This window comes from Parvibacter caecicola (assembly GCF_003725335.1).
Lineage (GTDB): Bacteria > Actinomycetota > Coriobacteriia > Coriobacteriales > Eggerthellaceae > Parvibacter > Parvibacter caecicola.
Genome location: NZ_QIBY01000011.1, coordinates 62,181 through 75,863, shown reverse-complemented (window position 1 = coordinate 75,863; position 13,683 = coordinate 62,181). Strand labels below are relative to the sequence as shown.

Genomic DNA, 13,683 nt, shown 5'->3' with positions numbered 1-13,683 from the left:
CGCACGGGGGGCGCAGGGGGCGCGGCGAGGCGCGGCGGCGAAAGACATGCGGGGGTCGATGAGGCCGTAAAGCAGGTTGGCCAGCAAATTTCCACCGAAGACCAGAGCCGCCGACACCAGCGCGATGGCCGCGAGAAGCGCCACATCGCCCCCCAGGCCCGCCGTCACTGCCGCCTGCCCCAACCCCGGATAGGAAAACACCTCTTCCACCAGCACAGAACCGCCGAAAACCTCGGCAATGGACGCGAACTGCAGCGTGAGGGCCGGCAGCACCAGGTTACGCAGCCCGTGGGCCCGCAAGATGTACGCAGGCGATTGGCCCCGCGCCCGGGCAAAGCGCACGTAGGGGCTGTTCAGTACATCGATGGCCTTGGCACGGGTGTGCAGAGCGATGTTCGCCACCCCCACCAGCGACAGCGTGACGGCCGGAAGCGCCATGTGGTGCAGCGCGTCCAGGAACGTCACATCGGCGGCCGACTTGCCGATGGGCACCGAAAAGCCCATGGGGAACCAGCCCAGCCAAACCGAAAACACCATGAGCAGCAAAAGCCCCACCCAAAAAGTGGGGGCAGATGCCAGCACGAAACAGTAACCGCGCACCAGCTTGTCCGCCAAGCGCCCGCGCCGCAGCGCCGCCAGCACTCCCAGTGCGAATCCCAGGATTCCGCTGACCACCCAGGCCACCGCCATCAATGCCAGCGAATTGACGGCACGGGAGGCCACTACGTCCAGCACCGGCGCATTATAGCGCAGCGACAACCCCCAATCGCCGTGCAAAAGCCCCCAGGCCCACGACGCAAACCGCTCGTGCGCTGGCACGCCCACGCCCCACCACTGGGCCAGCTGCGCCCGTTTCTCCTCGGACATGCCCAAAAGCGCCGCCTGGCCCACGTTGGCTTGCAGCGGGTCAACCGGGCTCAGCGACACCAGTGCGAAAGTGACCGCCGCCACGGCCACCATCAGCAGAAGAAAGCGGCCGAAGCTGCGAAGCATGTACTTGCCCACCGGTCCTCCTTCCTGTGTGCTCCCGAGGCGCGGCGGCGCCTGTTTCCTCTCGGTGCCCGGCCGCCCTTCGCGCAACTGGCGGCCGATGCCGTCCCGCGGGCTTCGGGCGCGGCCAGGGGGATGCGGCCTGCGCCCGACTGCCTCGCATCTGGCGTCCGTATCCTTCCCGGCTGCCGCTCCAGGGCAACAGTGCGCAATCTCCTTCGTTGCGTGGCCGCGCGCTCCGTGAACAGCGGCCGGCGCTTGCCAACCTTCAGCTGCGGCCAGGGGGATGCGGCCTGCGCCCAGCCGCCCTCGCGTCTGGCGTCAGCAGCCTTCCCGCCTGCCGCCCCAGCGCGGCGGCGCCCGGCTGCCGCAACTGGCTGAACCGCTAGTTCCACGACCAGCGGTCGATGTTGTTCACCAGGCTCCAGCCGTGGCCATGAGGATGCGGCTTCTGCTCGGCCACCTTCAAGCCGTCCCGCTCGAAGTACAAGTGGTCCACGTTGGCCAGCCATACCCAGGTGGCCGCCCCCTGGGGCGCCACGCCGGTTTGGGTGGCCTCGTCCCATTGGGCCGCCTGGTAGTACCCGTAAGAGTCCTCAATGCTAACCTGCGCCTGGGCCGCCTCCAGGTTCGCGTCCACCGTCTGGTTCTTATACTGGGCGTAATTGCCCCAACCGTCCCCGTAGGTGAGCTCGAACAGCTCCACCGGCGAGTTGGACCCCCACCCCCACAGGATGGGGTCGCTGTACTGATGTTGGTACAGCTCGTCCCAGCTGCCCCCTTTGGGGTTTACCTCCACCCCCAGCTCTTTGCACTGGTCGGCGAAATCGTAGGCCAGCGCCTGGCGGGTGGAATCGTTCGCGGCGTAATACAAGTCGAAGGCGCAACGGGTGCCCTCCTTAGCCCGAACGCCGTCGTCCCCCAGCGCCCAGCCGGCTTCTTCCAGCAGCTGGCGGGCCGCCTCCACATCCGTTGCCACCTTCATGGCCGGGCTGCTCCAGGGCATGCCGTCCCCCACGCTGAAAGCCTCGTGGCCGTAGCCGTTCAGCACGTGCTCGATCATGCGGGCGCGGTCGATACCGTAGTTCAGGGCGCGGCGCAGCGCCACATCGCAGGTCACATCGTTGCCGGCCGCGTAAACCACATCGCCGTCCTCCACCTGACCGCCAGCCGGGTTCGCCGGCAGGGAAATACCGCGGGAATCCACCGAGCCGCAGTTCAGCAAGCTGTAGCCCGCCGGCACGCTGGCGGCCAGCGACGCCGAAGTGTAGGCCACGTCCACCGTGCCGCTCTGGGCGGCGGCCAAGGAGGCGTCCTCTTCCATGAACACCACAACCACGCGCTCCATCAGGGGTTTCTCCCCATAATAATCGGGGTTGGCCCGCAGAATCACCTGCTGACCAGGGTCCCACTGCTCCAGCATGTAGCGGCCCGAGCCGATGGGGTTCTGGCCGTAATCGGGCCCGTAGGCGCCCTCGGGCACAATGCCCACCACCGCCAGCGTGTACAGCAGCGCATTGTTCGGCCGCACCATGCGCAGCTCCACCGTGAAGTCGTCCACGGCCACCGCCTCGCGCACCATGGACAGATCCGCCTCGGCCGCCTCACCGTTCACAATGCCGTTGATGGTGAAGGCCACGTCCCGCGCCGTCAGGGGCTCGCCGTTGGTGAACTTCACATCGTCGCGGATGCGGAAGGTCCACAACAGCCCGTCGTCAGAGCACTCGTAGCTGGTGGCCAGGTCGTTTTGGAAATTGAGGTTGGTGTCGGTGGTGATGAGGGTGGACTGGATGAGCGGCTCGTGCACGTGCTCGCCGGCGCCCCAGGAAACCAACGGGTTGAAGCCGGCAGCCGGCTCGGAAGACGTGGTCATGGACACGATCACCTGGCTTTCGCCGTTGGGCCCCACTCCCCACGTGGCCGCAGCGGCCCCTTCGGGGGCAGCATCACCGCCAGCCGGGGCGCTTGACGGGGCGTTGTTTCCGGCGCACCCCCACAGGGCGGCGGGCAGCACCGCCGAAAGGGAGGCGGTGGCGGCAAGGCGGATGAAAGTGCGACGTTCCATGGCAGATCCTCTCGGTACAATTCTTATAGTGTTACGAATCTTAGATTAGTAATATCCTATCATGCCGCATAGTGTTACGAATTCAGAATTCGTAACCTAAACCGCCGCCGAACGGCAGCAAAAAGGGCCAGCCCCTATGGGCCAGCCCCAGAAAATCAGGCGAAGGCAGCAGCGCCAAAACGCGCCGGGCACCCTACTTCAGATTGCGATGCTCACGGGCACGGGCCTCGTCGGCCAGCTTCTCCTCGTGCACGTCGATGGCCTTCTTGTCGTGCTTGCCGTTGGCCACGGCCAGCACCGCCCCCGACAGCGCGAACAGGGCAATGGCGTTGGGCAGCACCATCAGCTGGTTGAACATGTCGGCCATCTCCCACACCAGGTCGTTGGAAAGCAGCGAACCGGCGAAGATGAACAGCAGCGCGACGATGGTGAAGGGCAGCACCGCCTTCTTGCCGAACAGCCATTCCACGTTCAGCTTGGCAAACAGGTTCCACGACAAAATGGTGGAGAAAGCGAAGAACATCAGGCAGATGGCCACGAACCAAGCCCCCAGCCCCTCGCCCATGAACTGGCCGAACGCCATTTGGGCGATGTTGGTTTTGGTGATGGTCTCGGCGGTGAGGGTGGCGTAATCACCAGTGGCCAGCACGCCGTCGCCCACGTAGAGCACCGACAGCACCACCAGCGCCGTCATGGTAACCACGATGATGGTGTCGATGAACACGCCGATCATGGCCACCACGCCCTGCTCGTGCGGGTCCTTCACTTCCGCCAGCGCATGGGCGTGGGGGGTGGAGCCCATGCCGGCCTCGTTGGAGAACAGGCCGCGCTTGGCCCCCTGGCTGATGGCGGCGATGATGCCGAAGGTGGCGCCGCCCACGGTGGCGTCGGGGTTGAAGGCACACTCGAAGATGAGGGCGAAGGTGGCGGGGATGTTAGCGGCGTTCATGATGAGCACGATGAGCGAGCCCACCACGTAGATGACGGCCATCACGGGCACGATCTTCTCGGTGACGGCGGCCAAACGGGAAACGCCGCCGATGAACACGATGCCGGCCAGCACCACCACTACCAGGCCCACCGCCCAGGTGGGAATGGAAAACGCGTTGTTCATAGTTTCAGCGATGGAGTTCGACTGCACCATGCAGCCCATGAAGCCCAGCGCCAAGATGATGGCCACGGCGAAGAACCCGGCCAGGAACTTGCCCCCGTTGCCCTTGAAAGCAGCGGTGATGTAGTACACCGGGCCGCCGTGCACGGTGCCGTCGGCATCGACCACGCGGGTTTTCTGGGCCATTACCGCCTCGGCGTAGTTGGTGGCCATGCCCAAAAGCGCGATGATCCACATCCAGAAGATGGCGCCGGGGCCGCCCACGATGATGGCGCCGCACGCGCCCACGATGTTGCCGGTGCCCACCTGGGCCGCCACGGCGGTGGCCAGCGCCTGGAAGGAGGTCATGCCGCCCCCCTGGTTGCCGCCCCGCAGCGAGAAATCGCCGAACAAACGGCGCCAGCCCTCGCCGAAGCAGCGGAACTGGATGAACTTCGTGCGCACGGTGAACCAGATGCCCATGCCCAAAAGCAGGATGATCAGCACGTAATTCGAAAGATAGTTGTTGATGGTGGAAACGATACCCAGAAGAACTTCTTCCACGCTCTCCCCTTTCCTCGTCGATGAAAACCCGGGAGAGCGGGCGCCCGCAAGCGAGCGCTGCTCCTCTGTCCTTTTGCCTGAGAGATTCGGGCACCCTGCGGGGCCCTTGCACCTTCGGCACTCATTTAAGAGTTCTCCAGAGTTTTCTCCGCTTCCGGTTCGCGCCAGCGTCCCGAAAGCATCACAGAAATATTGCGGGGGCCATTATGGGACCCCCGCCTGCCGCCGCGCGGCAATTTCCGATTTTGTGCGTTTTTTCGCCCCGAAAGGTTACGGCACGTTTACAGCGGCAGCTACCACGGGAAGTTACCGGCGTCCAGCCCAGCCGCCTCCTCGGCGGAAAGCCAGCCTTCGGGCACCGGGGCGTCGTCGTGGCAACGGCTGCAGGCGTTCACCGACTGGCGGTGCGACTTATGGCAGTCGCTGCACTGCAGCTCTTCGTGGCGCGGCCTTGTCACATGGGGGTTGCGCTCCCCCAGCCCCGCCGTGGCATCCGCCAAGTTCTCGCGGGTCATGTTGTGGCAGCTCTCGTTCAGGCAGAAGCTTGCCGGGTCGTCTTTTTGCAGGTAGTGGTTCAAATCCTCAAGGCTGCGCTCGTTCAGCGGGTACTCGTAAGCCCCCTGCACCCAGTGCATCCCCTCGGTGAGCTGCTGGCCCAACGTGGGCTCGTGGCAGCTCATGCAGGTAAGCCCCGCCTGCTTATGGGAAACCACCAGCAAATCCCCCATGTCGGCCACCGCATTGCCCCATTTGTCAACGCCGGCCTGGCCGGGCACGCCGTCGTACGTGGCGTTGATGGGGTCTTGCGGGGCATGGCAGATGGCGTTGCAGAAGGAAGGGGTTTCGTGCCATTGCCAAAAGCCCACGCCCGCCACGGCAACCACCGCCACGCACACGGCCGCCACGATGGCCGCCCGCTTCTTGCTGCGGGGCTTCTTCGGCGCCGCGCCCCCTTCGGCCGACGCGCCGGCGGCTTCCGGGGCCGGGGCGACGCTCTCTGCCGCAGTGTTCAGGGTGTTGTCTTCGCTCATGATGCGCTCCTCGCTTCCCGTTGCGCGCCTACGCCAGAAGGGCGAAGCCCTCGGCCAGCAGCTCTTCCGCCTTGTCCAGGTTTTGGTGGCAGGCTTCGGGGTTATGGGCCCCTTCGGAGTTCTCCACCATCACGTAATCCCAATAGAACTGTGCATGGCGGTGAATCTGCTGCGCCTGCTCCAACGTTGCGGCGTCAAGCGAGTCCTTCGCGGCCGTCAGCTGCTGGATGTAGCGCTCGATCTGGGCGGCAATCTCGTGCTCCCGCTGGGTAACCCCCTCTTGCCACTGCCGTACTTCCGCCGCAATGTCGTCATGGCACAGGGCGCACTTCTCTTGCTGCGCTTCGCTCTCCAGCGGGCTTACCAGGTAATGGGAGGCGTACTTGGTGCCCGCCTCGTCGGTTTCGGTGGCCATATGGCAATCGGCGCAGCTGAAACCGGCCGCTGCCATGCGCGACCCCGCACCGCCGTAAATGGTCTCGAATTCCGGATGCTGCGCCTTCAGCAGGGGGGCGCCGGTGTCGGGGTGCTCCCAGTCCATGAACCCGATGCCGTCGTAGTAGGCCAGGATGGCCTCGGCGGTCATGGCCTCAGTGCCCACATAGGGGTTCGTGGTGGCCTTGGTTTGGGGGTTGAAATAGTACTCGTTGTGGCACTGGCCGCACACCTGCGACTCCACCGGGGTGGTGGCCACGGAATTGCCCAGCGAGTTCAGGTAGAAGCCGTTGGTCACTTCCAACTGAGTGGGATCGTTGCCGTGGCAGTTGTAGCAGCTCACCGGCTCGGTCATCAGCGCCAGCACCTCGCCGAAGGGCTTGGCGTAGGCGGAATCCCCCTCCGCTTGCACCATGGCGGTGTACTGGGGCGTTTTGCAGGTGATGCAGTTGGCCAGCGTCTTCTCGTTCACGCGGGGCGTCTCGGCTATGGAGCGCAGCGTATAGGAATGGGAAGCGGCCTCGTCGTAGCCCTTGGCAAACCCGTAGCCCTTGTACATGGTGGCGAGCTGCGGATAGGTTTCCAGATAGTTATCCTTGCCGGATTCTGGGGAATTGGCCTCGTTGTCCAGCCAGGTGCGGTACTGGTTGGGGTACAGCCCTTGCCACTGCTCGGCCACCACAACGCCGAATTGGTCCTGCGCGGGCACCGCGTTCATGGCGGCTTCGTCCGTGACGGGGTTGTTGGCCTGGGGCGCGCACGCCGCCAAAGCGGCCGTCAGCGCTACCGTGGCGACTACCGCACCGATAAGCCTTACCTTCTTGTCCATGGTTCCTCCTTGCTTTACGGGCGCCCCTCCAGGGCACCGGCCCGCGCAATTCGCCCGCCCTCCCGCGAGCCCGGCGGCTTCGTCCGGGAAGGGCGAATCACCTTGCGCCTATCCTATGCGCGCGGCCAGGCCCTCAGGAAGGGGCACGGTGGCCGCTTTTTTCAGGTACGGTTTGAAACTGTCATGGTGACAGTTTCCGCCGAGGATTCCCCGAACGGCTCCGCCGCCGAACAGGGCCCCTTCCCCCTGCGCCCCAACTGGAATCGCAGCGCCCGGGAAGGGCAGGCGTCGATGCAGGCGCCGCAGGCCATGCAGTCGCCGGCCTTCACCTGCAGCTGTTGGCCGGAAAGCGCCGGCTGCAGGATGGACGGGTCGGCCAGGCAAGCCTTCTGGCACCGGCCGCAATGGGTGCATTCGCTTGGGGAAATGGCCACGTTCAGCTGGCCCGCGCGCCCTAGCACCTGGTACAGGCCGCCCAAAGGGCACAGGCTGCGGCACCAAGCCCGCCGCTTCCACAGAAGATCGCACGTCAGCACGGCCACCAGCGTGAGCGCCCCGGCAAAGCCGCCGAAGGCCAGCCCTTTGTTCACCGCTCCTATAGGAGAAACCGCCTGGAACAGCGGAAAGGCCGCAAGTGCCGAAAGCACCACCGTTGCCGCCGCCATCGCGATCTTCGCCCGGCGGGGCAGCGGGCGCCCGCCATCTGGCAGCCCCAGCTTCCCCCGCAGCCAATCGGCCCCTTCCCCCAGCAGGTTCACCGGGCACACCCAGCCGCAGAAGGCGCGGCCCCGCACCAGCCCGTACACCAGCACCACCGGCAGCGCCCCCACAAGCCACAGCGGGTCGAAGCTTTTGGCCGCCGCGGCCATTTCCAGCACCGCCAACGGGTCGAGGAGGGTAACACCCGCCACCGAAGAAGAGGCAAGGCTGCCGTAGAACGGCCCTAGGGCTGGCGTGGCTACCTCGGTCTCGGTGCCGGAAAACGCGCCGAACAGGCCCCATCCGGCCGCGAGCACCGGCAAGCAGAACAGCGCCAGCGCCGCCACCTGCACCAGGCGACGGGCAACGGTGATGCGCCCCGGCCCTTTTGCCGCCGCGGCCGTTTTCGGCCGTCCGCTTCCGCCGGCCGCCATCATCTGCCCGCAAATTCGTCTTCGAAGTTGCAGTACACCAAATTCACGCCCGTCACGCCCGGCACCGCCGCAAAGCCGCTGGCCACGGCATGAGACGCCCCCGTTGTGGCCGCCTCGATGGTGACCACCAGCTTGTGGCCCTGGGTTTCGTGCACCTCCACCCCTTCGCGGGCGGCCAGATCCGCCGCCACCGCGGCGGTCTTGCCCGACACCGTCTCCACCACCAAGCTGGAGATGACCACCGGCTCGTCGTTCATGGACAGGTTCTCGTCGCTCATGGTTTCAGCCTTTCCGAATAACCGGGCGCGCTAACCCTGCGGATGGCAGGTGATGCACTCGCCCCGGGGCCCAAACACCTCGAAAGTGGCCACGTCGCCGTCCACGTAGTGATCGGCCGGCAGCGCGGGGGCCGCCGCCAGCATGTGGTCGGTGGCCTCGTTGGCGCCATGGCAGCCGTAACAGCCGGCCATGCCCAGGCTCTCGTAGCGCCCCTGGTGGGACGCGGACATGAGCGGGGGCTCGCCGGGGCCGTACTCCGCCGCGCCGCCGGCGGAAGGCGCCCCGCCACATCCGGCCGCCGCCAGCGCCATCGTCAGCGCCATCGCGCCCATCGCGGCGGCGCGCGCCGCTTTCGTTCCCATTCCCATGGCAAACCTCCTAAATCTTCTCGATGGCCACGCAGGTCTTCTTGAAATCCGGCTCCTTCGACAGCGGGCAGTACACGTCCTGCACCGCCAAATTCACCAGCGTTTCATCGGCGAAGAAGGGAGCGAAGGCCATGCCCTCGGGGGGCACGGTGCGCCCGGCGGTGGACACCGTTATCTCGAAGCTGCCGTAGCGGGAAGTCACGCGAGCCCGGTCGCCGTCCTTCAGCCCCAACCGCTCGCAATCGGCCGGGTTCATGTCCAGCAGCGCGCTGGGCAGGGCCCGGTGCAGCTCGGGCACGCGGCGAGTCATCGATCCGGTGTGCCAATGTTCCAGCAAGCGGCCGGTGCAGAACCAGAAGGGATACTCCTGCGAGGGCACCTCGGCCGGCGGCTCGTAAGGGCGGAACACCGCCGAGGGCTTGCGATCGGCGCTCTTGTAGAAGCTCACGCCGGCCGCCAGGTCCTGCTCGCCGTACTGCTGCACCCCCAGCTGGTCAAAGCCGTCCTCCTGGGGCCCGTCGCAAAAGCGCCACAGGGTGGGCAGCCACTGGCCGTTCACTTCCCGCACCGGCCACGTGAGGCCGTGGTTTTCGATGTACAGGTCGTAAGGAGCCAGCTGCTTGGCCTCCATCTTCAGCTTTTCGGCCGCGTTGATGGCGGCCGCCTTCTCGTTCAGCTGCGGGTTCGAGAACGTGCGGTACTCCTCCCACAGGGTGCGGCACACTTCTCGCTGGCTGCCCTTGAACTGGCCCGCCTGCTTGTCGTACACCGCGCCGAACAGCAGATCGAAGGCATCTTGGCCGCCGATGGTCTCGCCCTCCAGCACCCGCTTGGCAATCTCCATCAGCATCCACAGGTCCCACTGGGCCTCTCCCGGCGGGTCGATGGCCTTCTCGAACACCGCCGTGCGGCGCTCGCCGTTGCCGAAGGCGCCTTCGCGTTCCACCCACATGGCCGCCGGCAGCACCACGTCGGCGTACTGGGTGGACAGGGTGGGATACACCTCGCTCACGCAGATGAAGCAGTCGAAAATGCCCTGCTTGTCGCTGTCGCCGCGCCCGAGGAAGCGGGTGAGGTTGGGCATCGACACTGCCCAGTTGTTATGGGCGGTCCACAGGAAGTCCACGTTGCCCTTCGACAGCTCGCGGAACATCTTCACCGTGTGCATGCCCGGCTTCTCAATGGCGTCCAGGTAGCCTTCGGGCAAGTTCCAAATGGCCTCGCTGTAGCGACGGTGCGGGGCTTTGGCCACCAGCAAGTCGGCCGGAAGGCGATGGCTGAAAGTGCCCACCTCCCGCGCCGTGCCGCAAGCGGACGGCTGCCCGGTGAGGGAGAAGGCGCCGTCGCCGGGCAGCGCGTAGCGGCCGGTGAGGAAGTGGATGTTGTAAATGCAGTGGTTCATCCAGGTGCCGCGGTTGTGCTGGTTCACCCCCATGGTCCAAAGCGACAGCACCTTGCGGGACTTGTCGGCGAAAACCTCGGCCAGCTCTTGGATGTCGGCCGCTGGCACGCCGGACACTTCCTCGGCGTACTCCAGCGTGTAAGGGGCCAGACGCGCGGCGAACTGTTCGAAGGTGATGTTCTCCACGCTGTCCACCGTTTTGCCCGCCTCGCTGGCATCGTAACCGTCCTCGAAAGCGTTGCCGATGTTCTCGGCGCCCTGCTTGAACTGGATGTGATCGGCCACGAACTCGCGGTCGTAGAGGTTGTTCTGAATCAGGTAGTTCGCAATGGCGTTCGCGATGGCGATATCGCTGCCGGGGGCGAATTGCAGCACCTTGTCGGCACTGGCGGAGGTGCGGGTGGTGAGGGTGGTCACGTCGTAGTGGCGCACGTTGGAATCCGCCAGCTTGCGGGCGGTGAGGCGCGAGTACAGCATGGGATGCGCCTCGGCCATGTTGGCGCCCCAGGTTACGAACACGTCGGTTTCGTCGATGTCGGCGTAGCAACCGGCCGGCTCGTCGGTTTGGAAGATGTTCATGAAGCCCACCACGGCGCTGGCCATGCACAGGCGGGCGTTGGGATCGATGTTGTTGGAGAGCAGGCCCGCCTTCCAGAACTTCGCCGTGGCGTAGCCCTCCACGATGGGCTGCTGCCCGCTGCCCCAGAAGGCCAGGCGGCTCTTGTCCGCCTTCCAGGTTTCCTTCAAACGGGCCGCCACCAAATCCAGCGCCTCGTCCCACGTGGCTTCCCGCAGACCCCCGTCGGTGCCCTTGGTGGCCTTGTCGTCGCGGATGAGCGGCTTAGTAAGGCGGTCGTCCCCGTACAGGGCGTTGGCCAGATAGTAGCCCTTCACGCAGTTCAACCCGCGGGAGCTGCCGTTTTCCGGGTCGCCGGTAACCGACACCAGGCGCCCGTCTTTGGCCTCCACGATCACGCCGCAGCCGCAGCCGCAAAAGCGGCACACGCCCACCGTCTTCACCGTGCCGGCCGCATCCGCCGAAGCGGCGGCAGCGGGCGCCCCGCTTTCAGTGCCGCAACCGGAAAGCGCCCCCATCGTGCCGCCCGCAGCGGCACTGGCCAGGGCAATCGCGCTCGCTTTCACGAATTTCCTCCGGGTGATGTCCATGCAAGCCTCCTTATCCTCGCGAACATCCGAAGCCTTACGGCCTTGGTTCAAAACGTCTGCCGGCTACCCTTCGGCCAGCGCCACCGAAATGGCGGGACCGGGGTCGTCTACCGGGCATCGCTGCACGCACAGGCCGCAGCCGGCGCAAGCGTCCTCGTGCACCACAGGGGCGAACACCGCGTGGATGGCGTCCCCCTCCCGCTGGCGGTAATCGATGGAGATGGCCTCGTCTATCAACGGGCAAGCGCGGTAGCAAACCTCGCAGCGCATGGCCCGGTAAGAGAGGCACCTCTCTTCATTGACGACCGCCGTGCCCATGCGCACTTCCCTCATCGACCGAGGCCCCACCAACGCGCCAGTGGGGCAAGCGGCCGCGCAGGGAAAGTCGGCGCAGAGGGCACAGGCCTGCTGCCGCGGCTCGATGCAGGGGGTGGAGGCGTCTGCGCCGGCGGAGAGCGGCGCTGCGTGGATGGCCCGGTGAGGACAGGCCTCGATGCAACGCCCGCAGCGCACGCAACGGGCCGCAAAGCCCTCGGGCGACAGCGCGCCGGGCGGCCGCAGCAGCCCACCGGGCCGCTGGGTAGCCCCCAAAAGTGATGCGCCCATCAGCGCCATCGCGCAAACGGCAGCTGCCGCACCCAGCTTGCCCATGGCCCACCTCCTTCGCCGTCCAACCTTAAGCCGCATGTTAGGGGGCGCAACTGTTACCTTAAAGGGCCACGAAATCTGAAATACAAGGGGACACTTTCAAACTGTCATGGTGACAGTTTGCCCCTTACCGCCCCCAAGGAGCTATACTGACGGCAACCGCACCGGAAAACGGGCGCCCCTCAGATGGGGGCGGCCGTCCCAGGCGGCGCACGAGATCCCTCCGACGAAAGGACCTCCATGCAGTTGGACGAATCGAGCCCTTTGCCCCTGTACCGGCAAATCTACGACTCCATCCGCACTGGCATCGATGCGGGATCGTACCCTCCAGGCAGCAGACTGCCCTCCATCCGCGGACTGGCCGACGAGCTTCAGTGCTCCCGCAACACCATCGATGCCGCCTATTCACTGCTGGTGGAAGAAGGCTTCGTGGCCAGCCGTCCAGGGTCGGGTTACCGGGTGCTCGACCTTCACCAGCTCTCCCCCGTTCCCGCCCCCGCCGCGGCGGGGCACACGTCCCCCGCCGCCCCCGCGGGCGCCAACCCCGTCCGCTACGATTTTTCCTATGGAAACCTGGAGCCGGGCACCTTCCCCGCCTCCGCCTGGCGCTCCATCGTAGACGACCTTCTGCTTTCCGTGGAAAGCCGCACCTGCGACACCTACACCAACCCCTTGGGGGAAATGGCGCTACGCCAGCAGATAGCCTGGCGCCTCAACTCCTCCCGCAACATGGACTGCACCGCCGACCAGATCATCGTCCAAGCCGGCACGGCCGCCAGCATCCAGAACCTGCTCGCCCTGTTCGACAGCGGCCGCGACACCGTGTGCATGGAGGAGCCGGGCTACGACGGGGCGCGGCAAGTGTTCTCCCGCAGCGCCTTCCCCGTGGCCCCCTGCCGCGTGTACGGCACCATGGAGAACTTCTTCGAAGATTTGGAAAAGGCGCAGCCGCGGCTGCTCTACGTCACCCCGTCCAGCCAGTTTCCCACCTGCTCGGTGATGCCCATTAAAATGCGGGCGCGGCTGATTGCCTGGGCGGAAGCCAACGACACCTACATCCTGGAGGACGATTACTGCCGCGACTTCCGCTACCGGGAGCGGCCCTTGCCGCCGCTGCAGTCGATGGACCAGAGCGGCCGCGTCATCTACATGGGCACGTTTTCCAAATCGCTCTCCCCGGCGCTGCGCATGAACTACCTGGTGCTGCCCCCGCGGCTGCTGGAGCGCTGGCACGAGAAATTCCGCGGCGCCTACCCCACCGTGCCCTGGCTCTCCCAGGCCGCCTGCGCCCGGTTCATGGCCGACGGCCAATGGGACCGCCACCTGCGACGGCTGCAAATGAAGAACCTGCGCAAGTACACCGCGCTTTTCGAGGCGCTGCAGAAGGCCATGGGGCAGAAAGTGGACGTCCTCGAAAACGGCACCGGGCTGCATCTGCTGGTGGACGTGAAAGACGGGCGCAGCCAAGAGGAGCTGCTGGCGCTGGCCCGGGCGGCCGGAGTAGCGGTGTACGGCACCGAGCGCTATTGGATGTCCGAAAACCATCCGCTGAAAAGCTGCATGCTCGTTGGCTTTTCAGCCATACGGGAAGAAGACATTGCGCCGGGAATCGACGCCTTGGCCCAAGCCTGGTTCGGATAAGGGGCGTTTACAGCGGCGCACAACACATCCGTAATAGAGCG

General features: G+C 65.8%; 11 protein-coding genes and 1 riboswitch. Of the genes, 1 reads left to right on the top strand and 10 read right to left on the bottom strand.

Annotated features, from left to right (window positions below):
- From DMP11_RS07190 to DMP11_RS07145, 10 genes are all read right to left on the bottom strand, one after another.
- A partial coding sequence (locus tag DMP11_RS07190) for an ABC transporter permease (RefSeq protein ID WP_148041111.1) occupies positions 1-1,005 on the bottom strand: 1,005 nt, incomplete at its 3' end.
- A 370-nt stretch (positions 1,006-1,375) separates the two neighbouring features.
- Positions 1,376-3,055, bottom strand: coding sequence for an ABC transporter substrate-binding protein (locus DMP11_RS07185; protein ID WP_123185820.1), 1,680 nt, complete (start codon positions 3,053-3,055; stop codon positions 1,376-1,378).
- Between the two features lie 193 nt (positions 3,056-3,248).
- A complete protein-coding gene (locus tag DMP11_RS07180; protein ID WP_214646957.1) occupies positions 3,249-4,709 on the bottom strand; it encodes an alanine/glycine:cation symporter family protein in 1,461 nt (486 codons plus the stop codon).
- Between the two features lie 55 nt (positions 4,710-4,764).
- A riboswitch (glycine riboswitch) is annotated at positions 4,765-4,859 on the bottom strand.
- 143 nt (positions 4,860-5,002) lie between these two features.
- On the bottom strand, positions 5,003-5,740 hold the full coding sequence (locus DMP11_RS07175; protein ID WP_123185819.1) for a cytochrome c3 family protein: 738 nt from the start codon (positions 5,738-5,740) through the stop codon (positions 5,003-5,005).
- 28 nt (positions 5,741-5,768) lie between these two features.
- Positions 5,769-7,004, bottom strand: a complete 1,236-nt coding sequence (locus DMP11_RS07170) for an ammonia-forming cytochrome c nitrite reductase subunit c552 (RefSeq protein WP_123185818.1) — start codon at positions 7,002-7,004, stop codon at positions 5,769-5,771.
- 161 nt (positions 7,005-7,165) lie between these two features.
- A complete protein-coding gene (locus DMP11_RS07165; RefSeq protein WP_214646956.1) occupies positions 7,166-8,140 on the bottom strand; it encodes a 4Fe-4S binding protein in 975 nt (324 codons plus the stop codon).
- Positions 8,137-8,415 carry a chaperone NapD gene (locus DMP11_RS07160; protein ID WP_214646955.1) on the bottom strand — a complete coding sequence of 93 codons (279 nt, stop codon included), beginning with the start codon at positions 8,413-8,415 and terminating at the stop codon, positions 8,137-8,139. The genes DMP11_RS07165 and DMP11_RS07160 overlap by 4 nt, the downstream gene beginning before the upstream one ends.
- A 30-nt stretch (positions 8,416-8,445) precedes the next feature.
- Positions 8,446-8,784, bottom strand: coding sequence for a hypothetical protein (locus tag DMP11_RS07155; RefSeq protein WP_123185817.1), 339 nt, complete (start codon positions 8,782-8,784; stop codon positions 8,446-8,448).
- Between the two features lie 10 nt (positions 8,785-8,794).
- Positions 8,795-11,353, bottom strand: a complete 2,559-nt coding sequence (locus DMP11_RS07150) for a molybdopterin-dependent oxidoreductase (protein ID WP_123185816.1) — start codon at positions 11,351-11,353, stop codon at positions 8,795-8,797.
- Positions 11,354-11,416: 63 nt separating this feature from the next.
- Positions 11,417-12,004, bottom strand: coding sequence for a 4Fe-4S dicluster domain-containing protein (locus tag DMP11_RS07145; RefSeq protein WP_123185815.1), 588 nt, complete (start codon positions 12,002-12,004; stop codon positions 11,417-11,419).
- A gap of 237 nt (positions 12,005-12,241) precedes the next feature.
- Here DMP11_RS07145 and pdxR point away from each other — a divergent pair, with 237 nt between their 5' ends.
- The gene (gene pdxR / locus DMP11_RS07140) at positions 12,242-13,642 is read left to right on the top strand and encodes a MocR-like pyridoxine biosynthesis transcription factor PdxR (protein ID WP_161555329.1); all 1,401 of its coding nucleotides are present in this window, start codon (positions 12,242-12,244) and stop codon (positions 13,640-13,642) included.
- Positions 13,643-13,683 lie beyond the last annotated feature (41 nt).